The sequence below is a fragment of the Glycomyces terrestris genome (genome assembly GCF_003933745.1).
Classification (GTDB): domain Bacteria; phylum Actinomycetota; class Actinomycetes; order Mycobacteriales; family Micromonosporaceae; genus Glycomyces; species Glycomyces terrestris.
In genome coordinates this window covers 79,629-104,881 of record NZ_RSEB01000005.1, presented here as the reverse complement: position 1 = coordinate 104,881, position 25,253 = coordinate 79,629, and the positions used below count along the sequence as shown (strand labels likewise).

General features: G+C 71.2%; 24 protein-coding genes. 13 read left to right on the top strand and 11 right to left on the bottom strand.

Features of this window, described 5'->3' with window-relative positions; translation table 11 throughout:
* Positions 1 to 69 precede the first annotated feature (69 nt).
* From EIW28_RS25695 to EIW28_RS18260, 5 genes are read left to right on the top strand one after another with little or no spacing between them, the layout of a single operon-like run.
* The gene (locus tag EIW28_RS25695; protein ID WP_408612230.1) at positions 70 to 171 is read left to right on the top strand and encodes a putative leader peptide; all 102 of its coding nucleotides are present in this window, start codon (positions 70 to 72) and stop codon (positions 169 to 171) included.
* A 50-nt stretch (positions 172 to 221) separates the two neighbouring features.
* Entirely contained in the window at positions 222 to 1,895 is a 1,674-nt protein-coding gene (locus tag EIW28_RS18275; RefSeq protein WP_125249163.1) for a nitrite/sulfite reductase, read from the top strand.
* On the top strand, positions 1,892 to 2,095 hold the full coding sequence (locus EIW28_RS18270; protein WP_125249162.1) for a hypothetical protein: 204 nt from the start codon (positions 1,892 to 1,894) through the stop codon (positions 2,093 to 2,095). The genes EIW28_RS18275 and EIW28_RS18270 overlap by 4 nt, the downstream gene beginning before the upstream one ends.
* A 24-nt stretch (positions 2,096 to 2,119) precedes the next feature.
* Complete coding sequence (locus EIW28_RS18265; RefSeq protein WP_125249161.1) at positions 2,120 to 2,830, top strand: phosphoadenylyl-sulfate reductase; 711 nt, start codon at positions 2,120 to 2,122, stop codon at positions 2,828 to 2,830.
* On the top strand, positions 2,823 to 3,548 hold the full coding sequence (locus EIW28_RS18260; RefSeq protein WP_197717364.1) for a sirohydrochlorin chelatase: 726 nt from the start codon (positions 2,823 to 2,825) through the stop codon (positions 3,546 to 3,548). The genes EIW28_RS18265 and EIW28_RS18260 overlap by 8 nt, the downstream gene beginning before the upstream one ends.
* Positions 3,549 to 3,670: 122 nt before the next feature.
* On the opposite strand, the gene EIW28_RS18255 is transcribed toward EIW28_RS18260, so the two are convergent.
* On the bottom strand, positions 3,671 to 4,114 hold the full coding sequence (locus tag EIW28_RS18255) for a hypothetical protein (RefSeq protein WP_125249160.1): 444 nt from the start codon (positions 4,112 to 4,114) through the stop codon (positions 3,671 to 3,673).
* A 32-nt stretch (positions 4,115 to 4,146) separates the two neighbouring features.
* On the opposite strand from EIW28_RS18255, the gene EIW28_RS18250 reads away from it, so the two are divergent.
* On the top strand, positions 4,147 to 5,103 hold the full coding sequence (locus EIW28_RS18250; RefSeq protein WP_125249159.1) for a diacylglycerol/lipid kinase family protein: 957 nt from the start codon (positions 4,147 to 4,149) through the stop codon (positions 5,101 to 5,103).
* Between the two features lie 838 nt (positions 5,104 to 5,941).
* Positions 5,942 to 6,205, top strand: a complete 264-nt coding sequence (locus EIW28_RS18245) for a WhiB family transcriptional regulator (protein ID WP_030154989.1) — start codon at positions 5,942 to 5,944, stop codon at positions 6,203 to 6,205.
* A gap of 284 nt (positions 6,206 to 6,489) precedes the next feature.
* On the opposite strand, the gene EIW28_RS18240 is transcribed toward EIW28_RS18245, so the two are convergent.
* On the bottom strand, positions 6,490 to 6,942 hold the full coding sequence (locus EIW28_RS18240) for an ATP-binding protein (protein WP_125249158.1): 453 nt from the start codon (positions 6,940 to 6,942) through the stop codon (positions 6,490 to 6,492).
* Between the two features lie 228 nt (positions 6,943 to 7,170).
* Positions 7,171 to 7,581, bottom strand: coding sequence for a superoxide dismutase, Ni (gene sodN / locus EIW28_RS18235; protein WP_125249157.1), 411 nt, complete (start codon positions 7,579 to 7,581; stop codon positions 7,171 to 7,173).
* A 158-nt stretch (positions 7,582 to 7,739) separates the two neighbouring features.
* Between sodN and EIW28_RS18230 the strand changes: the two genes are divergently transcribed.
* Both EIW28_RS18230 and EIW28_RS18225 read left to right on the top strand, forming a co-directional pair.
* The gene (locus EIW28_RS18230; RefSeq protein WP_125249156.1) at positions 7,740 to 8,702 is read left to right on the top strand and encodes a zinc-binding dehydrogenase; all 963 of its coding nucleotides are present in this window, start codon (positions 7,740 to 7,742) and stop codon (positions 8,700 to 8,702) included.
* Between the two features lie 171 nt (positions 8,703 to 8,873).
* Positions 8,874 to 9,362 (top strand): hypothetical protein, encoded by a 489-nt coding sequence (locus EIW28_RS18225; protein ID WP_125249155.1) that lies wholly within the window; start codon positions 8,874 to 8,876, stop codon positions 9,360 to 9,362.
* Between the two features lie 118 nt (positions 9,363 to 9,480).
* Here the strand turns inward: EIW28_RS18225 and EIW28_RS18220 are convergent, their stop codons facing one another.
* From EIW28_RS18220 to EIW28_RS18200, 5 genes are all read right to left on the bottom strand, one after another.
* Entirely contained in the window at positions 9,481 to 10,368 is an 888-nt protein-coding gene (locus tag EIW28_RS18220) for a carbohydrate ABC transporter permease (protein WP_125249154.1), read from the bottom strand.
* Position 10,369: 1 nt separating this feature from the next.
* Positions 10,370 to 11,314, bottom strand: coding sequence for a carbohydrate ABC transporter permease (locus EIW28_RS18215; RefSeq protein ID WP_125249153.1), 945 nt, complete (start codon positions 11,312 to 11,314; stop codon positions 10,370 to 10,372).
* 19 nt (positions 11,315 to 11,333) lie between these two features.
* Entirely contained in the window at positions 11,334 to 12,659 is a 1,326-nt protein-coding gene (locus tag EIW28_RS18210) for an extracellular solute-binding protein (RefSeq protein WP_197717363.1), read from the bottom strand.
* 199 nt (positions 12,660 to 12,858) lie between these two features.
* On the bottom strand, positions 12,859 to 16,554 hold the full coding sequence (locus tag EIW28_RS18205; protein WP_232014041.1) for a multifunctional oxoglutarate decarboxylase/oxoglutarate dehydrogenase thiamine pyrophosphate-binding subunit/dihydrolipoyllysine-residue succinyltransferase subunit: 3,696 nt from the start codon (positions 16,552 to 16,554) through the stop codon (positions 12,859 to 12,861).
* Between the two features lie 237 nt (positions 16,555 to 16,791).
* A complete protein-coding gene (locus tag EIW28_RS18200; protein ID WP_125249150.1) occupies positions 16,792 to 17,145 on the bottom strand; it encodes an STAS domain-containing protein in 354 nt (117 codons plus the stop codon).
* Between the two features lie 323 nt (positions 17,146 to 17,468).
* Between EIW28_RS18200 and EIW28_RS18195 the strand changes: the two genes are divergently transcribed.
* The 3 genes from EIW28_RS18195 (at position 17,469) to EIW28_RS18185 (ending at position 21,306) form a co-directional block, all read left to right on the top strand.
* Positions 17,469 to 18,188 carry a response regulator transcription factor gene (locus EIW28_RS18195; protein WP_091053582.1) on the top strand — a complete coding sequence of 240 codons (720 nt, stop codon included), beginning with the start codon at positions 17,469 to 17,471 and terminating at the stop codon, positions 18,186 to 18,188.
* A complete protein-coding gene (locus EIW28_RS18190; protein ID WP_125249149.1) occupies positions 18,185 to 19,702 on the top strand; it encodes a sensor histidine kinase in 1,518 nt (505 codons plus the stop codon). The genes EIW28_RS18195 and EIW28_RS18190 overlap by 4 nt, the downstream gene beginning before the upstream one ends.
* A gap of 161 nt (positions 19,703 to 19,863) precedes the next feature.
* Positions 19,864 to 21,306: a S1C family serine protease gene (locus EIW28_RS18185; RefSeq protein WP_125249148.1), complete on the top strand. Its 1,443-nt coding sequence runs from the start codon at positions 19,864 to 19,866 to the stop codon at positions 21,304 to 21,306.
* A gap of 69 nt (positions 21,307 to 21,375) precedes the next feature.
* Here EIW28_RS18185 and EIW28_RS18180 read toward each other — a convergent pair whose 3' ends face one another.
* The gene (locus tag EIW28_RS18180; RefSeq protein ID WP_158630457.1) at positions 21,376 to 21,936 is read right to left on the bottom strand and encodes a restriction endonuclease; all 561 of its coding nucleotides are present in this window, start codon (positions 21,934 to 21,936) and stop codon (positions 21,376 to 21,378) included.
* A 301-nt stretch (positions 21,937 to 22,237) separates the two neighbouring features.
* Between EIW28_RS18180 and rsmI the strand changes: the two genes are divergently transcribed.
* Positions 22,238 to 23,098 (top strand): 16S rRNA (cytidine(1402)-2'-O)-methyltransferase, encoded by an 861-nt coding sequence (gene rsmI, locus EIW28_RS18175; protein ID WP_408612229.1) that lies wholly within the window; start codon positions 22,238 to 22,240, stop codon positions 23,096 to 23,098.
* 86 nt (positions 23,099 to 23,184) lie between these two features.
* On the opposite strand, the gene EIW28_RS18170 is transcribed toward rsmI, so the two are convergent.
* Positions 23,185 to 24,288: an ABC transporter permease gene (locus EIW28_RS18170; RefSeq protein ID WP_125249145.1), complete on the bottom strand. Its 1,104-nt coding sequence runs from the start codon at positions 24,286 to 24,288 to the stop codon at positions 23,185 to 23,187.
* A complete protein-coding gene (locus EIW28_RS18165) occupies positions 24,285 to 25,202 on the bottom strand; it encodes an ABC transporter ATP-binding protein (protein WP_125249144.1) in 918 nt (305 codons plus the stop codon). The genes EIW28_RS18170 and EIW28_RS18165 overlap by 4 nt, the downstream gene beginning before the upstream one ends.
* Positions 25,203 to 25,253 lie beyond the last annotated feature (51 nt).

Genomic DNA, 25,253 nt, shown 5'->3' with positions numbered 1-25,253 from the left:
CCCGGCGTGCGCATGTGACCTGCTGTCCATGGAGCGGGACGACCGGTGCGCGCACCCGGAACGTGTGTCATGCTTGCTGGCATGTCTCGCGCACACGGGCTCCGACTGGTGGCACGCCGCCACGTCGACCTCTGCCGTGTGTACAGCGCCATGTGTCTCATGTGCGCTTAATTCGCTTCCGGCTTTCCGCCGTTCGAATCCACGCCACACCTGTGTCCGCGATGAGGAGTACCGTGCCAACGCCAACGCGCAAACCGTCCCGCCCCAAGGGCCAAGGCCAGTGGGCCATGGGCCACCGGGAGCCGCTCAACAAGAACGAGCAGTCCAAAAAGGACGACAACCCGCTCAACGTGCGGCAGCGCATCGAGGGCGTCTACGCCCACCGCGGCTTCGACTCCATCGACCCGGCCGACCTCCGCGGACGCTTCCGCTGGTGGGGCCTGTACACCCAGCGCAAGCCCGGCATCGCCGGCGGCAAGACCGGCGTCCTCGACGAGGAGGAGCTGGACGACAAGTTCTTCATGATGCGCGTGCGCATGGACGGCGGCCAGCTCGACCTCGCCCAGCTGCGCGCCATCGCCGGCATCTCGAAGGAGTTCGCCCGCGACACCGCCGACGTCACCGACCGCGAGAACGTCCAGTACCACTGGATCCGCGTCGAGGACGTCCCCGAGATCTGGCGCCGCCTCGAGGCCGTCGGCCTCGACACCCAGGAGGCCTGCGGCGACTGCCCGCGCGTCATCCTCGGCTCCCCGGTCGCCGGCGTCGCCGTCGACGAGGTCATCGACGCCACCCCGCAGATCCAGGAGATCTACGACCGCTTCATCGGCGACAAGAGCCTCTCGAACCTGCCGCGCAAGTTCAAGTCGACGATCGGCTGGCTGCCCGACAGCCCGTACGAGACGAACGACATCTCCCTCATCGGCGCCCACCACCCCGAGCACGGCCCCGGCTTCGACCTCTACGTCGGCGGCGGCCTCTCCACCAACCCGATGTTCGCCCAGCGCCTCGGCGTGTGGGTCTCCCAGGACGACGTCGTCGACGTGTGGGTCAACGTCGTCCGCATCTTCCGCGACTGGGGCTACCGGCGCCTGCGCACCCGCGCCCGCCTGAAGTTCCTCGTCAAGGACTGGGGCGCCGAGAAGTTCCGCGAGGTCCTCGAGTCCGACGCCTACCTCGGGCGCCGCCTCCCCGACCTCGAGCAGCCCCCGGTCCCCGAGAAGCTCCTCGACCACATCGGCGTCCACAAGCAGAACGACGGCAACTACTTCATCGGCGTCGCCCCGATCGCCGGCCGCGTCTCGGGCACCATGCTCGACCAGCTCGCCGACATCGCCGAGAAGTACGGCTCCGACCGCGTCCGCGCCACGCCGCTCCAGAAGCTCCTCCTCCTCGACATCCCCGGCGACAAGGTCGACGACGCCGTCGAGGACCTGCGCGCGATCGGCCTGGAGGCCCACCCGTCCCCGTGGCGCCGGGCCACCATGGCCTGCACCGGCATCCAGTTCTGCAAGCTCGCGATCGTCGACACCAAGGACCGCGCCCGCGACCTCGTCGCCGAGCTCGAGAAGCGCGTCCCCGAACTCGACACGCCCGTCTCCATCCACGTCAACGGCTGCCCGAACGCCTGCGCCCGCACCCAGACCGCCGACATCGGCCTCAAGGGCCAGCTCGTGGTCAAGGACGGCGAGCAGGTCGAGGGCTTCCAGGTCCACCTCGGCGGCGGCCACGCCGCCGCGGCGAGCCTGGGCCGCAAGTCCCGCGGCCTCAAGGTCCCCTCCGAGGACCTCGGCGACTACGTGGAACGCGTCACCCGCCGCTACCTCGCCGGCAGGTCCGAGGGCGAGAGCTTCGCCCAGTGGGTCCACCGCGCCGAAGAGACGGAATTGCAGTGAGCGCCCGCGTCGTTCCCTACTACTGCCCCTACTGCGGCGAGGAAGACCTCAGACCGTACGAAGCGGACGACGACAGCGACGTCGAGATCCGCGGCGGCTGGCACTGCGCGGACTGCACCCGCGTCTTCGCCGTCAAATACCACGGGATGGCGGCCGCGCCCACCTACGCGGCCCCGCCCACCGGCCCCGCGCCGGAGTGAACACCCCGATCGGAGTGAAGCAGCATGAGCAGCAACGGGACCCAGAGAGACCCCTTCGAACTCCGTGACCTCGCGACCGCAGCGGGGAAGCGCCTGGAAGACGCCACGGCCCACCAGATCATCGAGTGGGCGGTCGGCGAGTTCGGCGAGCGCTTCTGCGTGACCTCGTCGATGGCCGACGCCGCCGTGGTCCACCTCGCCAGCGAGGTCGCCCCCGGCATCGACGTCGTCTTCCTCGACACCGGCCTCCACTTCCCGGAGACCCTCGAGGTCCGCGACTTCGTGGCCTCCACGATGAACGTCAACGTGCGCTCGATCCAGCCCGACCAGAGCGTCCTCTCCCAGGACGCCGAGTTCGGCCCCCGGCTGTTCTCCCGCGCCCCCGACGAGTGCTGCTCGCTCCGGAAGGTCCTGCCGCTCAACAAGGCCCTCGCCGACTACGACGCCTGGGCCACCGGCCTGCGCCGCGACGAGGGCCCGACCCGCGCGAACACGCGCGTCGTCGACTTCGACCTCTCGCGCCGCAAGGTCAAGGTCTCCCCGATCGCGAAGTGGACCGAGGCCGACCAGGAGGCGTACATCGAGCGGTACAACATCCCGGTGAACCCGCTGCTCAAGGACGGCTTCCGCTCCATCGGCTGCTGGCCGTGCACCCGCCGCACCGCGCCGGGCGAGGACCCGCGCGCGGGCCGCTGGGCCGCGTTCGACAAGACCGAGTGCGGACTGCATGTCTGACCTCCCGGCCCCCGGACGGGACGCGGCCCCGGCCGCGCCCGCGGGGCCGCCGCGCCCGATCGTCCTGGTCGCCCACGGCAGCCCCGATCCGCGCTCCCCGGAGGCCGTCCGCGCCATCGCGCGGGCGGCCGGGGCGGACGCCGGCTTCCTGGAGTTCAACGAGCCGCACCCGGTCGAGGTCCTGCGCGGCATCGCCGACACCGGCGTCGCCGCCGCGGTGGCCCTCCCGCTGCTGCTGACCGACGCCTACCACTCCCGCACCGACCTCCCGGAGGTCGCCAAGCGCGCCGAGGAGGCCCGCCCGGGCCTCGCGGTCGCGGTGGCCCGCCCGGTGGGGGACCTGTCGCTCGCGAAGGCGCTCGTGCGGGACCTGCCGTTCGGCGTCGACGGGCTCGTGGTGTGCGCCGCGGGCACCCGCGTCGACGAGGGCCGCGCGCACGTCGCGGCCGTCGCCGAGGAGGCCGGCCGCCTGCTCGGCGTCCCGGCCGGCCCCGGCTTCGCCTCCGGCCCCGGCCCGAAGGCCGGCGAGACCGTCGAGCGCCTGAAAGCCCAAGGCGCCCAGCGCGTCGCGGCCGTCTGCTACTTCATCGCCCCGGGGCTGCTGTGCGACGCCGCGCTGGCGTCGGCCCGCGAGGCCGGCATCGTCCATGCGGGTGAACCGCTGGGCGCCGCACCGGAACTGCTCGACCTCATCGCGAAGCGCGCCGCCGAGGCGTAGTCCGACTGACCGCGAAGCGCGCCGAAGCGTAGTGCGGCTGGACCGCGGAGTGCGCCGCCGAGGCGCGGTTCAGCTGAGCAGACGCCTGGTTGTGGTCCAGGAGGTCGCGGGTTCAAGCGGCTTCACTCGCCGAAGGGCCGCCGCTCGCCGAAACCGACGGCGCGCCGGCTCGGGCCGCACAGCACCAGCGCCAGCATCGCCGCCGCGAGCGCCCACGCCGCGAGCCCGGCGACCGGGTGCGCGGCCTCCCGCAGGTAGTACCCGACCGGGAGCCACAGGAGCGCCTGGAACACCGCCTGCGCCACGACGTCGCGGCGCTGGAGGAGCCGGCGGCCGATGAACCAGTAGTACAGCGCCGCGAGCCACGCGATGAGGGCGATGCCCGCCGCGCCGCTCGCGGTGTCGACGTCGCCGGTGAGGATCTGCACCAGGGCCCAGGCCCCGGCCGCCACGAGTCCCGTTGCGAGGAGCCAGAACACGCCGGCGGCGGCGGTGAGGGTCCACGGTCGTGCGCCGTCACCGCGACTTTCGGTGACCGCGCCCATGTCGGCGTCGGTTTCGTTCACCCCTCAACCGTATCCCGGGCTACTCTGCGCCTATGCGCGCCCTGAAAGCAGCGCCACAGCGCGGCCTGCTCATCGTGAACCCGAAGGCCTCCACCGGCTCGCGCCGCCGCACGCGGTGGGTCGCCAAGAAGCTCGACGGCGTCCTCGACCTGACCGTCGAGAAGACCGGGGACCGCGGCCACGGCGAGGAGCTGGCGCGCCGGGGCGCCGACGCCGGCTACGACGTCGTGCTCAGCCTCGGGGGCGACGGCACGGTGAACGAGGTCGTCAACGGCCTCGTCGCGGACGGGCGCCCCGCCGAGGAGGCGCCGCTGTTCGCGCCGATCCCCGCCGGGTCCACGAACGTCTTCGCGCGCGCCCTCGGGCTCCCCTGGGACCGGCGCCGCGCCGCGATGGCGATCGTCGCGGCCCTCACGGACTCGCCCCGCACCCGCACCGTGAGCCTCGGGCGGCTCCAGGCCGACGGGGTCGACCGCCTCTTCACCTTCTGCGCCGGACTCGGCTGGGACGCGTCGATCATCAAGAAGGTGGAGTCGTACCGCAAGAAGCGCAATCTCGGCGCGCATTACGCCCGCGCCGTCATGGCCGAACTCAATGAGCATGGGGTGGAAGGCGATTCGATCCAAGTGTCGCTGTCCACCGGCGAAGAGGTCGAATCGACCGGGATGGTCGTGGTGCAGAACTGCGCACCGTGGACCTATCTCGGCGCCCTTCCGGTGAATCTCAACGCGCGGGCGTCCTTTAATGCTGGACTTGATGTCCTGATTCTGCGTAAACTTGGGCTGTCGGACGCCGCGCGGACCGCCGCTTCACTGCTGGTGGGACGTGACGGACCCGACGGCAAGCACGCGGTGACGCATCACGATCTCTCCAGGATCCGGTTGCGCGCGTCGCTGCCGCAGGCCTTCCAGCTCGACGGGGACTATCTCGGCGAGCGCACGGAACTCGAACTCAGTTCGGTGCCGAAGGCGCTGCGGGTGGCCTGCTAACAACTTGGGAAAACCTCTAGACGGGTGTTGACAAGTCGCCCGTGAGCAGGCAAGGTTGATTTCGCCATCCCTACCGGGACGGCGCGAGACTTACAACCGAATATCGTCTTTTCGGTGCGTTATTGACCGGGCGTCGTGGGTACTTCTGCCCTGGCGGACTTCTCGTAAGGTGTGTCTGCCAACCTTGAGTACCAGTGTGTCAAACCGGTTCGACTCGCTGTCACCGACCCCCTCCTTTACGAAGCCTGACAGCCGGACAACGGCTTCGGCTCGCGCGGAGGGAACGTGTGGCGGGCGTCGCCCGAGGGCCCGCGGTAGGGGTCCCGGCGGTGCCGCGGAACGAGTTCCGCGAGTCTTCTTCGAGGTAGCACGGTGAGTTCACTCACTTCGTGCTGAATTCGGGAGTCGAACCCTTGACAAATCACGACCTTGTGAAAGTATTCACAAGGGCCCGGGTCACGGTGCGGACGAGTCGCAGATCCGCTCGCGGAGCTGTACGTTTGCAGTCGCCATTCGGGCGGCCGACGCCGGAGACGGAGATGCCTCCCCGGCCCAGCGCGTTCAGCAACGGTGCTGGCGCCGCGCGAGGTCACTCCATGCTCGCGGCGACAACGATTCCCTTTGCAGGGAGACGAGTTCCGTCCTGAGTGCCCGTATGCACCGTCCGTGGGGTGCGACCGCCGCAGCGATTTCCAGCGGGGGGAACACGGACCGGTGCACGAGCGCAGCGCGGCTTGAACGCCCGGCGCGAGGCCCCAGCGGCCCGCGACGCCCGAACCGCAAGAACTCACAACACCGTGAAAGCAAGATGCTTGATGCTTAGCAAGGAGATGTTTTGATGGATTGGCGCCACGAGGCCATCTGCCGTGACGAGGACCCCGAGCTGTTCTTCCCGATCGGGGACACCGGTCCGGCACTGGTACAGATCGAGCAGGCCAAGAACGTCTGCCGGCGCTGCCCCGTGACCGAGGAGTGCCTGCGGTGGGCGCTCGAGAGCGGTCAGGACGCGGGCGTGTGGGGCGGCATGAGCGAGATCGAGCGCCGCGAGCTGAAGCGCCGCTCCGGTGCCCTGCGCACGCTCGCCACCCAGGTCGTCGGCTAGGACCGCGCAATCCCTTGATGTGACCCATCCCTCGAATTTGCGACAACAGAAGCTTGGAAGGCCCGGCATGCCCGCCGGGCCTTCAAGCTTGCCCGGCTCCGGCCGGGAACCCTGAAGGCCCGCGGCCGGCGCTGGGAAGGGCCCCCGGTCTCGATCGTGCCGCAGGGGTACGACACTCCGGTCCGGGAGCCGGGCACCCCTGGGGAGCGCACTCGGCGCTGGGAAGGGCCCCCGGTTTCCATGGTGCCCCGGGGGTACGACAGTTCCGCCCCGACCGGGGCGGCCTAGTGGATCTGGTGGCGCTCGGTGTCCGCGTCGGCCTCCGTCGCGGGGCGGCGCTGGCGGATGCGGATCGTGGTGAGGGCCCCCTCGACCTCCGACTCGACCTCGTCGGTGAGGGCCCGCAGCACCTGCCACTGGTACGACCCGGCGTCGGGGAGCGGCTCGCCCTTGGGGCGGCTGAGCACGATCTGGAGGGTCTCCTCGCCCACTTCGAGGCGGCAGTGGAGCGGCTCGTCGCCCGACCTGCGGCGGAACGGCCGCGGCCGGCCGGCGTCGGGCGGGATCAGGAGCGCCACCGCGGCGTTCACCGCCGCCCGCAGGTCCTCGATCTCGTCCAGCGAGAACCCGAGGCGGGTCGCCACCGCCGCGGTCGCGGTCGGCAGGACCGACAGGTAGTCGCCCGTCGAGGGCACGTCGAGCAGCAGCACGTCGTCGCGCTCATCGCTCACCGGCATCGCCGCTTCCTGTGACTGAGGGGCCGAAGGACTTCCGCCCTCTCGCGTCCAGAATAGTGGGGACCCCCGGGATACGGGTACCACCCTGGAGGAATCACGCCTCCGGGACCGCGCGGCCCCGCCGCGCCGCGACCGTCCCCGAAGGAGCGGAGCGGCCCCGGCCTGAGACGGCGGAGCGCCCGCCGCCGCGGGATGCGGCGGCGGGCGCTCCGGCGGGGCCCGGGAAGGCTAGGCCTTCTTGGTCTCCCAGAAGATCTCGGCGATCTGGTCGATCTTGGCCAGCAGCTCCTCGGCGACCTTCGGGTCGGCCGAGCCCTTCGCGCCGGAGGCGCCCGCGAGCTTCGTGGCCTCGTTGACGAGGGTGTGCAGCTGCGGGTACTTCTCGAAGTGCGGCGGCTTGAAGTAGTCGGTCCACAGCACCCACAGGTGCTCCTTGACCAGGTTGGAGCGCTGCTCCTTGATGATCAGGGCCCGGGTGCGGAACTCGGGGTCCTCGTTGGCCTGGTACTTCTCGCAGATGGCCTTGACCGACTCCGCTTCGATGCGGGCCTGGGCCGGGTCGTAGACCCCGCACGGCAGGTCGCAGTGAGCGGAAGCGGTGGTCTGCGGCAGCAGCCGCTTGAACAGAGGCTTGAACATGCGCCCCTCCAGCTTCCTTCAGTGGGTTGTGATTCCACCGCCGACCCTACCTCTACCCAGGCCCCTTTCGGCCGGACCCCTAGAGTTGTGTTTGCGACAACGCTGCTCACAGAACACCAAGGTGGACAGTGCAATCCACGAGACGGAGGTCAGGCCCGATGCTCGCCGCGTACGCCCGCGACACCAACCCCGAAGACCCGTTCAGCGCCCTCTCGGTGGGTGAGATCGAGCCCCCGGCCGTGCCCGAGGACTGGACCCGCGTCGCGCTCGTCGCCGCCTCGGTCAACCACCACGACCTGTGGTCCCTCGCCGGCGTCGGGCTGCGCGCCGAGCAGACCCCGATGATCCTCGGCACCGACGCCGTCGGCCGCACCGCCGCGGGCGACGAGGTCGTCGTCTACCCCGTCATCGCCGACGGGTCGCTGGAGGACGAGACCCTCGACCCCAAGCGCACCCTCCTGTCCGAACTCCACCCCGGGACGCTCGCCGAGTACGTGTCCGTGCCCGCCCGCAACCTCGTGCCCGTCCCCCGGGGCTGGACCGCCGCCGAGGCCGCCTGCCTGCCCACCGCGTACCTCACCGCCTGGCGGATGCTCACCAGCCGCGGCCGCCTCGGCGCCGAGGGGGCCGTGCTCGTCCAGGGCGCCGGCGGCGGCGTCGCCACCGCCGCGATCGTCCTCGCCCGCGCCCTCGGCGCCCGCGTGTACGCCACCGGCCGCACCCCCGAGCGCCGCGAGCGGGCCGCCGAGCTCGGCGCCGTCCCCGTCGAGGCCGGCGGCCGCCTGCCCGAGCGCGTCGACGTCGTCGTCGACTCCGTCGGCGCGCCCGTCATGGAGCACTCGATCAAGTCCCTCAAACCCGGCGGGCGCCTCGTCAACTGCGGCGTCACCGGCGGCCCCGTCGCCGAGGTCGACCTGCGGCACGTCTTCTTCAAGCAGCTCGAGATCGTCGGCTCGACCATGGGCACCCTCGCCGAACTGCGCGAACTCCTCCTCTTCTGCGCCGAGAGCGGCCTCAAGCCCGTCATCGACTCCGTGCACCCGCTCGCCGAGGCCGAGCGGGCCCTGCGCCGCCTCGCCTCGGGCGACGCCTTCGGGAAGGTCGTCGTCACCGCCGAATAGGACCCGACAGCGTCGTAAGTACGACAGTGGGGCCGGTTTCTGCGCGGTTCGCCCTCCGGCCGGCCCCGCCTGCCCCCACCCTGGAATGGATGTCGTTCACGGGCCGGTCCGGCCCCGGCATCGGACGCCGAGCGCCGCGGGGACGCGCGCCGGGGGCAGGGGGAAGCGGCCATGTCGGTCATGGGACGGGTCAAGGGCGGGATCAAGTCCGCCGCCGGAAGCACGTGGACGGTCACGAAGAAGCTCCTGGTCAGGATCGCGATCGCGGCGGCCATCATGGCCGTTGCCATCGTCCTGGCCCGGAACGGGGAGAGCTCGGCCGCCGAGTCCGCGGGCGTCGCGGGGACCGACGCCCGCCCGATCGCGGCCCAGCACGCCATCCTCTCGGAGGGGTGGACCGACGAGCAGGACCTGTCGTGCACATACGCGGTCAAGGCCACGTTCGGCGTCTCGGTCTTCACCGAGACCGACATGGGCGCGCGGCGCCTGCTGCGCCTGCACAACAAGACCGAGGTCCACGGGGCCTGCGAGCCGACCCAGGGGGGCAGGACCGTCGGCTGCGCCGGCCTGCGCTGGGAGACCGACTGGATCCGCGTCCAGTCCGGCGACACCGTCGGCTACAGCCCTGCCTCGTGCCTCGTCAAGAAGGGGGTGCTATGACGGCACCGAACACGACGGCAGTGCCGGAGTGAGCGGGTCCCGCAGGAGCACGGGGGAGCCGCTCTCGGAGACGGAACACGGCAGGGGCGCGGCATCGGCCGCGCCCCTGCCCGTGCGCCTACTTCAGGCCCACGCCGGCGACGCCGTTCACGATCTGCTTCTGGAAGATCAGGAACACCACCAGCAGCGGCAGCGCGCCGAGGACCGCGGCGGCCATGTTCTGGGCGTAGAACAGGCCGTAGCCGCCGGAGACGACGCCCAGGCCCACCGGGAGGGTCATCATCGACGGGTCGGTCGCCACCAGCAGCGGCCACAGGAAGTTGTTCCACGAGCCGATGAACGTGAAGATCCCGACCGCGGCCATGATCGGCCCCGACAGCGGCACGATGACGCTCACCAGGACCCGCAGGTGCCCGGCGCCGTCGAGCTTCGCGGCCTCCTCGTAGTCGCGCGGGATCGCGTCGAAGAAGCGCTTCAGGATGAACACCATGACCGGCGCGACCACCTGCGGGAGCGCCAGGCCCCAGTAGGTGCCCGAGAGGCGCAGGTCGTTCACGAGGTCGAACAGCGGGATGATGAGCGCCTGGCCCGGGACCATGAGCCCGGCGATGATCGCCCCGAAGATCACGTTCTTGGCCGGGAAGTCGAACCGCGAGAACCCGTAGGCCGCCAGGACGCACAGGACCAGCGTGAGGACCGTGACGATCGTCGACACGATCGTCGAGTTGATCATCCACGTGAGGTGGTCGCCGCGCTCGAACAGCGTCCGGTAGCCCTCCAGGGACCAGTCCTGCGGGATCCAGTGGATGTCCTGGCCGAGGCTCGCCTCCGTCTCGGGCTTGAGCGAGGTCGAGAGCGCCCACAGCAGCGGCAGCAGCCACAGCACGGCGAGCGCGGCGGCGGCGACGTACACGACGACGGCGCCGACGGTGGGCCGCTTGAAGCGGCGCTTGGCGGCGCGCCGCCCGGGGGCGACCGTTCGGGGCTTGTCGAGGACCGCGGCCATGTCAGGCCTCCTTCCGGGAGAACAGCCGGAACTGCACGATGGAGACGACGAGGATGAGCACGAACAGCACATAGGACAGCGCCGACGCGTAGCCGATCCGGTAGCCCTCGAAGCCGGCGATGTAGATGTAGTGGATGGCGACCTCGGTGGCGCGGTTGGGGCCGCCGGCGGTCATGAGGTACATCTGGTCGAAGATCCGCAGCGAGGCGATGAGCTGGAGGACGACGACCAGCCCGGTGGTGCGCTTGAGCAGCGGCAGGGTGAGGTGGGCGGTCTGGCGCCACCAGCCGGCGCCGTCGATGCTCGCGGCCTCGTAGACGTTCGGGTCGATCGTCTGGAGCGCGGCCAGGTAGAGCAGGAAGTTGAAGCCGAGCGTCCACCACACGGTGGTGATGACGACCGACCACATGGCGGTGGTCTCGCCCTGGAGCCAGATCGTGGGCGCGGCGGGGTCCTGGAGGCCCAGCAGCTGGAGGTAGTGGTTGAGCAGGCCGCCGGTGGGCTGGTAGATCCAGATCCAGATCATGGTGACCACGGAGACGGGCACGACGAACGGCGCGAAGAACGCCATGCGCAGGAACCAGCCGATCCTCCGGGCCCGGTTGACCAGGAGCGCCAGGACGATCGCGAGGACGACCAGGGGCGGCGTGGAGTAGAGGGTGAACACGGCGGTGTTCCACAGCGCGTCCCAGGCGCGCTCGTCGCCGAGCGCCTCGGCCCAGTTGTCGAGCCCGACCCAGGAGGCGGGCCGGCCGGTGAGGCTCTTGTCGGTGAAGGAGTAGAACAGGCCCAGGAAGGTCGGGTAGACCAGGAAGAGGGCGTAGAAGGCGGCGAAGGGGAGCACGAACCAGAGTCCGGTCCACGAGCGGCGCTTCGGGTTCGGGGCGGTCGGGGGCCGCGGCACCGCGGCCGGCGCCGCGGCGGGCGCCTCGGTCTTCACAGTCATGGCAAGTCCTTGGAACGTTTCAATCGACCGGGTTCGGGAGGTCCAGCAGCGCCTGGATCCGCTCTTTGACGAGCGCCAGCGCCTCGTCCGGGGTCATGGCGAGGCCGTAGACCTGGTTGAAGATGGCGCCGGTCTCGTCGAAGAGGCGCGCGGCGGAGCCGGAGAACCACACGTCGGGGTCGAACTGGACGTTCTGGACCACGCCGGAGTACTCGGCATTCGGTTGCAGGGCCTGGTATTCGGCGCTCTCGGTGACGGGCAGGTAGGCCGGGGTGTGGCCGCCGCCCTCGCCCCACCGGAAGCTGTGCCGGAGCATCCAGGCGGCGTAGGCGAGGGTGGCCTCGCGGACCTCGGGGTCCCAGCTGTGGTGGCGGGGGAGGACGTAGGAGTGGCAGTCGCCCTGGGTGCGCCGGTTGCCGAAGAAGTCGGGCATCTCGGTCATGGAGAAGTCGAGGCCCTGGGCCTGGTCGAAGGCCTTGAAGCGGTTGATCTCCCAGTTGCCGACCTGGACGAGGCCGGCGGCGCCGTTCTCGAAGTTGGCGGCGCACTGGCCGCCGTCGGCGAAGGTGGGGCACAGGCCCTCCTCGGCCATGCGGTACATGATCTCGATGGACTGGAGCGCCTTGTCGTCGTCCATCTCGTACTCGCCGTCGCCGAAGGTCATCTCGCCGTCGGCCTGCCGGTACCAGGCCCAGAACTGGCGCCAGCCGCCGAGGGTGTCGAGGGAGGTCCCGTACTGGCCGGTGGCCTCCTTGACGGCGCGCAGGAGGTCGAGGTACTCCTCGACGCCGTGCGTCTCCAGGAGGGTGCCGTCCGGGTTGAGGACGCCGACCTGCTCGCAGACGGTGCGGTTGTAGTAGTTGACGAGGGCGTGGGTGTCGATCGGGATCGCGTAGAGCTCGTCGCCGGCGAAGCACTGCTCCCAGATCTTCTCGGGGAAGTCGGCGGGGTCGAGGCCGTGGGCGGTGAGCTCGTCGAGGGTGATCGGGTCGAGGAGGGTCGCGGGGGAGACGCTCTTGAGCCGGGAGAGGTGGATGGTGGCGATGTCGGAGGCGTTGCCGCCGGAGGCGCCCATGACGAGGCGGGTGTAGAACGGGGTGCCCCAGCCGAAGGTGGTGGCCTCGAGTTCGATGTCGGGGTGCTCGGCGGCGAACTGGTCGTGCATCTCGGTCATGACCGCGCCGTCGGAGCCGGCGAGGAGGTTCCACTGCTTGACCCGGGTCCTGCCGCTGAGGCCGCCGCTGACCGAGCCGCACCCGGCGAGCCCGAGTCCGGCGGCCGCGGCCGTGCCGGTGAGGAGCGCCCGCCGGGAGAGGGCCCCGGGTGGTGAGGGAGGGTTCGGCATCTGCATCACTCCAATGTGATCGCGGTGTCGGGACGGCTGTGCGGAGGGGCGAGCCGTCCTGACATTGTTATCGCTCTCATCGATGGAGTCAAGAGCATGGATGAAAAGGAACCGCTTTCTTCTGCAACGTTGTGAATTCCGGCCCGGGGACGCCGAAAGGGGGCGACCGGCGCCGGTCGCCCCCCTTTCGGTGATCGTGCTACTGCGGCTGCGGGACCGCGACGTCGATGAGCGCCTGCTGCTCGACCTCGTGGACCTTCGGCGAGCCGGTGGACGGCGCGGCCGCGGCCGGGCGGGAGATGCGGCGCAGGTGGACCCCGCCGAGCTGCTCGAGGAGGTTGAGCGCGATGAACGACCAGGCGCCCTGGTTCGCGGGCTCCTCCTGGACCCAGGCGGTCTCGACGGCGTTCGGGAACGCCCCGAGCGCGGCCTTGAGCTCCTCGGCCGGCAGCGGGTACAGCTGCTCGACGCGGACGATCGCGGTGTCGGCGACGCCGCGCGCGGTCCGGGCCGCGGCCAGGTCGTAGTAGACCTTGCCGGAGCACAGGAGGACGCGCTTGACGTTCTCGGGCCGGATCTCGCCGGACGCGAGCGCCGGGTCGTGCAGGACCGGCTGGAAGCGGCCGCCGGTGAACTCGTCGAGCTGGCTGACGGCCGACTTGTGGCGCAGCAGCGACTTCGGCGTGAAGACCACGAGGGGCTTCTTGACCGGGTCGAGCGCCTGGCGGCGCAGCAGGTGGAAGTAGTTCGCCGGGCTCGTGGAGTTGACCACGCGCATGTTCTCGTCGGCGCACAGCTGGAGGAAGCGCTCGATGCGCCCGGAGGTGTGGTCCGGGCCGGCGCCCTCGTGGCCGTGCGGGAGCAGCAGGGTCACGCCGGAGTGCTGGCCCCACTTGGCCTCGCCCGAGGAGATGAACTCGTCGATGATCGTCTGGGCGCCGTCGACGAAGTCGCCGAACTGGGCCTCCCAGGCGACGAGCATGTCCGGGTTCTCCACCGAGTAGCCGTACTCGAAGCCGAGCGCGGCGAACTCGCTGAGCAGCGAGTCGTAGATGAAGAACTTCGCGGTGTGCTCGCCCAGGTGCGCCAGCGGCGTGTACTCGTCGCCGGTGGCCTGGTCGATGACGACCGCGTGGCGCTGCACGAACGTGCCGCGCCGCGAGTCCTGCCCGGCGAGGCGCACGGCCTTGCCCTGCATGAGGAGCGAGCCGAACGCGAGCGTCTCGGCGAACGCCCAGTCGACGTGGCCCGAGGTGGACATCTCGCTGCGCTTCTCGAGGACCTTGCGGACCGCCTTGTGCGGGCCGAAGCCCTCGGGGAGCGTGGTGTGGGCCTTGCCGATCATCGCGATCGTCTCGGCGTCGACGGAGGTGTCGATGTCGGCGACCGGCTCGGGCTGGTGGCGCCACGGCAGCGGGCCGGTCTGCCCGGCCAGGGCCTCCTTCGTCTCGCGGAAGACCCGCTCGAGCTGGGCCTGGTAGTCCGCGAGCGCCTCCTCCGCGTCCTCCATGGTGATGTCGCCGCGGCCGATGAGGGCGCGGGTGTACAGCTTGCGGACCGACTGCTTGCCGTCGATGACCTGGTACATCTGCGGGTTGGTCATCTTCGGGTCGTCGCCCTCGTTGTGGCCGCGGCGCCGGTAGCAGACCATGTCGATGACGACGTCCTTGCGGAACTGCTGGCGGAACGCGAACGCGAGCTTGGCGACCTCGGCCACGGCCTCGGGGTCGTCGCCGTTCACGTGGAAGATCGGCGCCTGGATCATGCGGGCGACGTCGGTGCAGTACAGCGAGGACCGCGAGTACGCCGGCGCGGTCGTGAAGCCGACCTGGTTGTTCACGACGACGTGGACGGTGCCGCCGGTGCGGTAGCCGCGCAGCTGCGACAGGTTCAGGGTCTCGGCGACCACGCCCTGGCCGGCGAACGCGGCGTCGCCGTGGATGGCGACCGGCATGACGGTGAAGCCGTCCTCGCCGAGGTTGAGCCGGTCCTGCTTGGCGCGCACCACGCCCTCGAGGACCGGGTTCACGGCCTCCAGGTGGGACGGGTTGGCGCACAGGGAGACCGTGGTCTCGCCCTTGCCGTCCGGGGAGGTGAACTTCCCGGTCATGCCCAGGTGGTACTTGACGTCGCCGGAGCCGCCGATGCTCTTGGGGTCGATGTGCCCCTCGAACTCGGTGAAGATCTTCGAGAGCTTCTTGCCGACGATGTTCGCGAGGACGTTCAGGCGGCCGCGGTGCGGCATGCCGATGACGACCTCGTCGAGCTCGGCGCCCGCGGCCTCGTTCAGGATGCGGTCGAGCAGCGGGATGAGCGACTCGCCGCCTTCGAGGCTGAACCGCTTCTGGCCCACGAACTTCGTCTGGAGGAACGTCTCGAACGCCTCGGCGGCGTTCAGGCGCCCGAGGATGTGCTTCTGCTCCTCGACCTTCGGCTTCTCGAACGGCACCTCGATGCGCCGCTGGAGCCAGGCGCGCTCCTCCGGGTCCTGGATGTGCATGTACTCCACGCCGATCCGGCGGCAGTACGAGTCGCGCAGGACGCCGAGGATGTCGCGCAGCTTCATGCGCTGCTGGCCCGCGAAGCCGCCCACCGGGAACGTCCGGTCCAGGTCCCACAGGGTGAGGCCGTGCGACAGGATGTCGAGGTCGGGGTGGCGGCGGATCTCGTAGTGCAGCGGGTTCGTGTCGGCCATGAGGTGGCCGCGGACCCGGTAGGCGTGGATGAGCTCGATGACGCGGGCGTTCTTGTCGATCTGGCCCTCGTGGGTCTTCGACACGTCGCGGACCCAGCGGACCGGCTCGTAGGGGATGAGCAGCGAGCGGAAGACCTCGTCGAAGAAGCCGTCGCCCAGCAGCAGCCGGTGGAGCGTCGCCAGGAACTGGCCGGACTCGGCGCCCTGGATGATCCGGTGGTCGTACGTCGAGGTCACCGTCATGATCCGGGAGACGCCCAGGTCCGAGAGGGTCTCGTCGGAGGCCCCCGCGAACTCGGCCGGCACCTCCATGGCGCCGACGCCGACGATGAGGCCCTGGCCCTTCATCAGGCGCGGGACGGAGTGGACGGTGCCGATGCCGCCCGGGTTCGTCAGCGTGAGCGTCGCCCCGGCGTGGTCCTCCATCGTCAGCTTGTTGTTGCGGGCCTTGCGGACCAGGTCCTCGTACGCCTGCCAGAACTCCCGGAAGTCCATCGACTCGGTGTTCTTGATGGACGGCACCACCAGCGTGCGGGACCCGTCCGGCTTCGCCAGGTCGATCGCCAGCCCGAGGTTGATGTGCTCGGGCGTCACCAGCTGCGGCTTGCCGTCGACGACCTTGTAGGACGCGTTCATGCCCGGGTGGGCCTTGACCGCCTGCACCAGCGCGTAGCCGATGAGGTGCGTGAAGGAGACCTTCCCGCCCTGGCCGCGCTTGAGGTGGTTGTTGATGACGATCCGGTTGTCGAACAGGAGCTTCGCGGGGACCGCCCGGACCGAGGTGGCCGTGGGGATCTCCAGGGACGCGTCCATGTTCTGGGCCACCTTGGCCGCGACGCCTTTGAGCGGCTTGACGGTGCCGGGTTCGTTCACTTCAGGGGTCGCCTTCTCGGTCGAAGCTTCGGGTGCCACGGCAGCGGGCGCGGCCGGCACGGGCGGCTCGGGAGCGGCCCGGACGGGCTCGGGCTCCGGCCGCGGCGCGGGCGCCGGGGCAGGGGCCGGCGCGGCCTCCGCCTGCGGCGCGGCCTTCGCCTCGTTCTCGTCAGTGAGCTGCGTCGTCGTCGGATCGCCGCCGAAGAACTCGCGCCAGCCGGCGCTCACACTGTCGGGGTTTTCGCGGTAACGCTCATACATCTCGTTGACCAGCCACTCATTGGCACCGAAATCGGTCAACGGATTGCCCGGAGTCGCACTCGACACGACTGAATCGCCTCTTCTTTGACGCTGCGTGGACGGGGACGGCAGTCCCCGGACTCAAGGGTAACCGGGGGGAGGAGCAAGTGTAGTACCGGTAACGCCTCTGCGGGGCCGGTCACTCGGGCCCGCGCGAATGTGCTGCGCAGCAGGTGGATACGGGTGGGAGTCTGGTTCGCCACACCGGCGCGCCGCGCCCTCCCCGCAGGGAGGGCCCGAACGCGCGCGGCCCGATGGCGCGCGCTAGCCGGCCGCGCTGCGCTCCCGGCCGGAGAACGTCTCGGTGGGCTCCTCCAGGAGCTCCTCGGCGCCGACGACGGTGAACAGGCGGGTGATGAAGCGGTTGGGGTTGACGACGGCCAGCGCCACGCCCATCTCGCGGGCGATGCGGTAGGCCACCACGATCGTGCCGATGCCGGTGGAGTCGAGGACCGTCACCTTCGCGACGTCGACCCGGATGGCGGTGGCGCCGCCCGCCTCGAGGGCGTTCGTGATCGTCTCGCGGATCTGGGGCGCGGTGGCGTAGTCGACCTCGCCCGAGAGCTCGACGGTGACCACGCCGGTGTCGGTGGTGGCGGTCTCGATAGACAGCGTCATATTGCGGTCCTCGCCCCTGTTGGGATCCTTGCCCGAGCACACCTGCCGTACTCGGCTGGAGCACAAAGTCTATCCGACGCCCGTCACGGAAGACAGCTCGCGCACGCCGGATTCCCGCAAAGCCACGCACTCTTCCGATAATGGTCACACGATCGTGATGCGCGCGCGTGCGCCCTGTCACCCCGCGCGGCGCGCCGCGCCCGGGACCGCCCGCGACCGCTTGGCACGCCCCGGACGCGGGCGTATGCTTCGAAATCACCTGCGACCTGCGGAGCGCCGGCCGAGCGCCGGACCCGGCCCGCCCCGACCGTGAGAATGAGGCCATGCCGCTTTCGACCAGCCAGCCGAGCGCCGAGACCGAAGCGACCCTGCTGGTCGTCGAGGACGACGAGAACATCTGCGAGCTGCTCGCCACGTCGCTGCGCTACGCCGGCTTCGCCGTCCACGCCGTCGGCTCCGGCGACGAGGCCCTCCGCTCCGTCGCCCGGCACCGCCCCGACCTCGTGGTCCTCGACGTCAACCTCCCCGACTTCGACGGCTTCGAAGTGGTGCGCCGCATGCGCTCCGGCTCCGACCACACCCCGGTGCTGTTCCTCACCGCCCGCGACGACACCGCCGACACCGTCACCGGCCTGTCCGTCGGCGGCGACGACTACATCACCAAGCCGTTCGCGCTCGAAGAGGTCGTCGCCCGCATCCGCGCCGTCCTGCGCCGCTCCTCCGGCGAACTCCCGCGGCCCTCCCGCCTCCAGTACGCCGACCTCGAACTCGACGAGGAGACCCACGAGGTCTGGCGCGCCGGCAAGGCCGTGCAGCTCTCGCCCACCGAGTTCAAGCTCCTGCGCTACTTCATGATCAACGCCGGCCGCGTCCTCTCCAAGGCCCAGATCCTCGACCACGTGTGGCGCTACGACTTCCGCGGCGACGACGGCATCGTCGAGTCCTACGTCTCCTACCTGCGCCGCAAGATCGACACGGGCGAGCCCAAGCTCATCCAGACGCTCCGCGGCATCGGGTACGTCCTGCGGGAGCAGCATCGTTGAGCGCCCCCCGCGTCATGGAAGGCGTCCGCGACAAGTGGGACCGCACCCCGCTCCGGGTGCGGCTCACCGCCGCCGTGCTCGTGCTCGTGGCCGGCTCCCTCATCCTCATCAGCGTCTCGACGATCCTCGCGCTCCACTCCTACTTCCTCGGCACCGTCGACGAGGAGCTCGAGAACCAGCTGCTGTCCTGGAGCCCGGACACGTTCGACCCCGAGAACTTCGAGGACGACGAGGCCACCCCGGGCGTGCGGCCCGAGCAGTACGTCTTCTCCGTCCTGTACGGCGAGGGCAACCGCTTCGACCGGCCCACCGACCGCGCCGACTACCCCGTGTTCGACTACGACGACCTGGTCGCGGCCGACGGCGAGGCGTTCACGGCCCTCTCGGCCGACGGCACCACGCGCTGGCGGGTCCTGGGCCTGTCGGGCGCGAAGGTCGGCACGAACGACCCCGACTACGACCCGGAGGCGCACAACCTCCAGGCCGACGCCTACTACGTGCTCTCCTACAAGCTCGCGCACTTCGACAAGACCGTCGCCGGGCTCGTCTGGGTCGACCTGCTCATCGGCGCCGGCGTCCTCGCCGGCCTCGCCGCGATCGGCGTGGGACTGGTGCGCGCGAGCCTGTCGCCGCTGCGCCAGATCGAGAACACCGCGGCGATGATCGCGGCCGGGAACTACTCGCGGCGCGTCCCCGAGCACGACCCGGCGACCGAGGTCGGGCGCGTCGGCCGGGCCATCAACTCGATGCTCACCAAGGTCGAGGGCGCCCTGCGGGCCCGCGAGTGGTCCGAGCAGCGCGCCCACGACTCCGAGGAGCGCATGCGCGAGTTCATCGCCGACGCCTCCCACGAGCTGCGCACCCCGCTCACCAGCGTGCGCGGGTACGCCGAGCTGGTGCGCGCGAACCCGCAGATGCCCGAGGCCGACCGCCAGCACTACATCCGGCAGATCGAGGAGGCCGCCAAGCGCATGGGCCTGCTCGTGGGCGACCTGCTGCACCTGGCCCGCCTCGGCCAGGAGCGCCCGGTCGAGACCGAGCCGGTGGACCTGGCGCCGCTCGCGCACGAGGCCGTCACCGCGCACGCGGTCATGGCCGAGGACCACGAGTTCAGCTTCACGCGCGCCCCCGGCGCGGCCACCGTCGTGGCCGCCGACCGGGCCCGCATGCGGCAGGTCCTCGACAACCTCCTGTCGAACGCGCTGCGGCACACGCCCGCGGGCACGCACGTGCGCGTCGAGCTCGCCTCCGAGGACGGCACGGTCCTGCTCACCGTCGCCGACGACGGCCCCGGCATGGAGCAGGAGACCGCCGACCGGGTCTTCGAGCGGTTCTTCCGCTCCGACGCGGTCGTCCACCCCGGCTCCGGGCTCGGCCTGTCGATCGTCGCGGCCATCGTCAAGGCCCACGGCGGGACCGTCCAGGTCGCGTCCCGGCCCGGCGAGGGCACCGCGTTCACCGTCCGGCTGGCCGCCGAGCCCGCCGACGCGCCCGAGGACGAGGCCCCGGCCTGAAGATCGGAAACCTCTGAGGCGACCCGCCCCGGACCGCGCCCGCCGGCGCCCGCCCGACCCCGCTGACCAGTGCGTCCGCCTCTGGACCGGACGCGAACCATTAAAGGGTTTTAAGGCGTTTTCGCAGCGGACCGAGAGCTGGGCCCGGCATGCTGCCTTACATGAGCAACACTGAGAGCACCAAGGGCCCCGAGGGGACCGACCAGCAGGGGCCCGCCGGGGCTCCGCACCCCCAGGCTGCCGGGCAGCCGCTTCCCGAGACCGCCGCCGACGACCGCGACCAGCTGCTCCCCGAGCGGCGCGACCCCGAGCCGAGCCTCCCGCCGGTCCCCGCCGCCCCGGCGGACCCCGGCGCCGCCGCGGCCCCGCAGGCCGACCCGCACCAGGGCCGCGCCCCGCACCCGCCGCAGGCCCCCCAGGGCCCCGCCACCGACCAGACCCGCGTCCTGCCCGCCGGCGCACCCGCGCCCGCCCCGGCCGGCGCCCCGCACATGGCCGCCCCGGCCCCCGGCTGGCAGCCGTCCCACGTGCCGCCGATGTACCAGGGCCACGGCGCCGCCGTCGCACCGCCGCGGCCCCGCGGCCGCGGCCGGCTCGCCGCCGGCGCGCTCGCGCTCGCCCTCATCGCCGGCGGCGCCGGCGGCGTGGGCGGCTGGTTCCTCGCCGACCGCGACGAGGGCACCACCGTCGTCCAGTCCGTGTCGATGGACGCCGGCCAAGGCCTCACCTACACCGACATCGTCAACAAGGTCAGCCCCTCGGTCGTCACGATCGTCACCGACTCCGCCGAGGGCTCCGGTGTCGTGTACTCCGAGGACGGGTACATCGTCACGAACAACCACGTGGTCGACGGCGCCCGCAGCGTCGAGGTCCGCTTCTCGGACGGCACCACCGCCGAGGCGCAGATCATCGCCACCGACTCCACCCAGGACCTCGCCGTCATCCAGGTCTCCGGCGTGGACGACCTGACGCCGGTCGCCTTCGGCGACTCCGACTCGATCCAGGTCGGCGACGCCGCCGTCGCCATCGGCTCCCCGCTGGGCCTGGAGGGCACCGTCACCACCGGCATCGTCTCGGCCCTCGACCGGTCCATGACCGTCGCGGGCGAGGAGCAGCAGGGCTTCCAGCAGCAGTCGGGCTCGACGCTCACCGGCCTCATCCAGACCGACGCGGCCATCAACTCCGGGAACTCCGGCGGCGCGCTCGTCAACGGCAACGGCGAGCTCATCGGCATCAACACCGCGATCGCGACCACCGACTCCGGCTCGATCGGCCTCGGCTTCGCGATCCCGTCGAACACCGTCCAGTCCGTCGTCGAGCAGCTCATCGAGGGCGGCTCGGTCGAGCAGGGCTACCTCGGGGTCTCCGTCGCCGACACCGACGGCAACGGCGCCATGATCCTCAGCGTCGAGGCCGGCTCGCCCGCCGAGGCCGCCGGCCTCCAGGAGGGCGACGTCATCACCGCCGTCGACGGCGCCCCGATCACCAGCGCGTCCGAAGTGGTCGCCGCGGTCCAGGGCACGGCCTCCGGCACCGAGGTCGCCATCACCTACACCCGCGACGGCGTCGAGGCGAGCACGACCGCGACCCTCGCCGCCTCCTAAGGGGGACAGGCGAAGACGCGGCCCCGGGCGCGAGCCCGGGGCCGCGGTCGCGTCTGCGGCCGGGCCGCGCTACTGCGCGGCCGCTCCCGAGCCGGCCTGGATCGCGGCGCGCACCGGGCGCAGCTCCGCGGGCGGCTCGCCGGTGTCGATCCACTCGGCGAGGCGGTCGCGGTCGACGATGAGCACCCCGAGCTGGCGCGCGACGGCCTCGTTCCGCGCGGCGTGGTGCATCCAGTGCAGGTTCGCGTTCGTGATGATGACGCCCGCGTCGCAGTCCCAGCGGGCCTTGATCTCCCCGCCGAGGATCTGGACGTGCCGGTTGCCGTTGCGCCGGCGCATCTGCTTGTCGTCCTTCTTGGCGCGCACGATGATGCGCTTGCCGTTGGTGAAGGTCACCACGAAGTTGCAGCCGAGGTCGTTCTTGCGGTGGCCGAACTTCTTCACGCGCTTGGCGTCCAGGCCCACCAGGAGCTGCCCGACCATCGCGTCGAAGCTGGGCATGTTCATCCGGTCGACGCTGCGCATGATCTCGTGCCGCGCGGCGGTCAGCGCCCGGTCCCGGTGCTCGTGGCCGCGGCTGCGGAACAGGATCCAGCCCGCGAGTGCGGTGCCCCCCAACAGGATCGCCACCGACGCGAACCATGCCCAATGGTCCGCTATGAATCCCAGAACGTAGTAGCCGATGATGAGAGCGGCGAGACCCGCTCCGACTCTGAGGATCACGGACAAGGCGGCCTCCATTTGGTTCAGAGGGCTTGCGGTTAGCGTTATGTCGCCTGTGTTGTCACTACGAGTATCCGTTACCGTTCGCTCACGCGTAAGGGCAATGTCCGGTACCCGACAGCATGGCGCGGCAGTCTGCATGTGCGGCCCGTCGCGGCGCGTTCACCGGGCCGGGCCCCCAGCGCCGTCGGTGGGGGATACTGGCCGGGTGTCGACATCAACTTCGGGCGTTCTGGTGCTTCTCGGTGCGCCGCTGGGAAATCCAGAGGACGCCTCGTCTCGCCTCCGGACCGAGCTCGGCCTGGCGGACGTCATCGCCGCAGAGGATACCCGGCGCCTGCGGCGGCTCCTCGGTGAGCTGGAGGTGGTCCCGGGGGCGCACATCACGTCGTATTTCGAGGCGAACGAAGCGGGGCGAACCGAGACGCTTCTCGAACAATTGTACGACGGCAAGCGGGTCGCCGTCATCACCGACGGCGGCATGCCCTCGGTCTCCGACCCCGGCTTCCGCCTGGTGCGCGCCGCGATCGACGCGGGCATCCCGGTCACGTGCGCGCCGGGCGCGAGCGCGGTGACGACGGCGCTGGCGCTCTCGGGGATGCCGTGCGACCGGTTCTGCTTCGAGGGCTTCGCGCCGCGCAAGGACGGCGAGCGGCGCCGCCTGTTCGCCGAGCTCGCCGAGGAGCGGCGCACGATGGTGTTCTTCGAGTCGCCGCGCCGGGTCGCCGAGACGCTGCGCGCCATGGCCGAGGCCTTCGGCGCGGACCGGCCCGCGGCGCTGTGCCGGGAGCTGACCAAGACCCACGAGGAGGTCCGCCGCGGCGGCCTCGGCGGCCTCGCCGAGGGCGCGGAGGCCGATCCGCCGCGCGGGGAGATCACGCTCGTCGTCTCCGGCTGGACCGGACCGGACGCGAGCGAGGCGACCCCGGAGGCGATGGCCGCGGCCGTGGCCGCCCTGGAGGCGGCCGGGACCGACCGCAAGGCCGCGATGAAGGAGGTCTCGGGCCGCTTCGGCGTGAGCCGCAGGGACGTCTACGACGCCGTGCTCAAAGCCGCGAATCCGGAATGACGGATATATCCCCCTAAGGGACCCCTGGTGTCAAGAATACCCGCGGAGTACGACATCCCTTGCACCCCAAGGAAAACGAGCCGCCCTCACAACTCGTCGAACTTGAAGGTCTTCCACGACACCAGGGCCACCGCGGCGGCGAACGCCGCGAGGAAGCCGATCTGGGGGAGCACCGCGGTCGGGGGCTCGCCGTAGACCACCACCGCCTGGAGCGCCTCGTTGAGGTAGCGCATCGGCGAGGCGTACGAGAGCCACTGGACCCACTCGGGCGAGAGCGCGAGCGGGTAGAACGCGCCCGAGACGAACGCCATCGGCATCGTCACCAGGTTGCTCAGGCCCGCCGCGGCCGGGCTGGTCTGGGCGATGCCGCCGATGACCACGCCGATCGCGAGGAACGCGGCCGTGCCGAGGAGCACCAGCGGCGCGGCGAACCACGTCCACGCCGACAGCTCCAGGCCGAAGCCGAGGGCCGCCACCGCGAGGAACACCGCGGTCTGGCCGAGCGCGACCACCAGGTTCACCGAGACCTTCGCGCCCAGGAACGTCCGCACCGACGCGGGGGTCAGCCGCAGCCGCCGCAGGAGCTTGTCCCGCTTCCAGTCCACGATCGTGCCGGCCGCCCCGAAGACGCCGGCGATCGCCACGCCCCACGCGAGGATGCCCGGCGCGAGGTACTGGATCGGCTTGAGCGCCCCGCCGTCGGCCTCCTCCACCTCGGTCTCCAGGACCGGCGTGCCGGGGGCCGCGGCCGAGAGCACCTCGACGTTCACGTCGTCGACCAGGGCGGAGAGGTTCCCGGCGGCGATCGCCCCCGACGTCGAGTTCGTCGCCGAGGGGTAGATCCGCACGGTCGCGCCGTCCTGGACGACCGCGGCGTCCGCGTCGCCCTCGCGCAGGATCGCCAGGGCCTCGTCGAGGTCGGCGGCGCGCGTGACCGTGAAGTCGTCCGGGTCGGCGCCGTCGAGCACGGCCACGTCGCCGACCGCGACGATCCGGGAGGCCGCGGCGTCGCCGCCGCCGAACACGCTCGCCAGGAGCACCATGAACATGAGCGGCAGCAGGATCGTGAAGAAGATCTGGCTGCGGTCGCGGATCCACCCGCGCCCCAGGGCCTTGAAGAGGCTCGCGAACGCGCCGCTCCCGGCGCCCGCGGGCAGGCCGGTGCGCGCCTCGGCGGTGTCCAGGCTCATCCGCGCCACTCCCGTCCGGTCACGTGCAGGAACACATCCTCCAGGTTCGCGGTGCGCACCGCGAGGCCGTCCATCGCCCCGTCGACCGCGAGCGCGGTCAGCAGCCGACGCGGGTCGCGGGTCTCGAAGACGACGGTGCCGTCGTCGACGGCGAACGCCTCGTCCGCGGCGAGCTCCTTGACGCGCTCGTCTGCGAGCTGCCCGGCCGCGACGGTGACGCGCGTCGGCGCGTCCAGGGACCGGATGAACCCCGCCGGGGAGTCGACGGCCTTGATGCGCCCGGCGTCCATGATCGCGACCCGGTCGCAGAGCGCCTCGGCCTCCTCCATGTAGTGCGTCGTCAGCACCACGGTGCGGCCCGCGGCGCTGATGCCGCGCATGAGGTCCCAGAGGTTGCGGCGCGCCTGCGGGTCGAGGGCCGCGGTCGGCTCGTCGAGGAACACCAGCTCCGGGTCGCCGACGAGCGCGCACGCGATGGAGAGCCGCTGCTGCTGGCCGCCGGAGAGCTTCTCGCAGCGGACGTTCGCGTGCTCGGCGAGCCCGACGAGGTCGAGCATCTCGGCCGCCCGCGCCTTGGTGGCGCCGTACAGCGCGGCGAACGTCTCGATCTGCTCCCGGGCGGTGAGGAACTCGAAGAACGAGGACGCCTGGAGCTGCACGCCGAGGCGGCGGGTGAGCTCGGGGGAGTGGGGCCACGGCGACCGCCCGAGGAGGCGCACGGTCCCGGAGTCGGGGCGGCGCAGGCCCTCGACGATCTCGAGGGTGGTGGTCTTCCCGGCCCCGTTCGGGCCGAGGATGCCGAAGAACTCGCCGCGCTCGACGCGGAAGCTCACCCCGTCGACCGCGCGGACCTCGCCGGTCCGGCGGCCGCGGTACGTCTTGCGGAGGTCGGCGACCTCGATGGCGGCGTCCATACAGGCAAACCTAGGGCATCAGGCGATGTGACCGGGTTCTCGGCCCGGGCG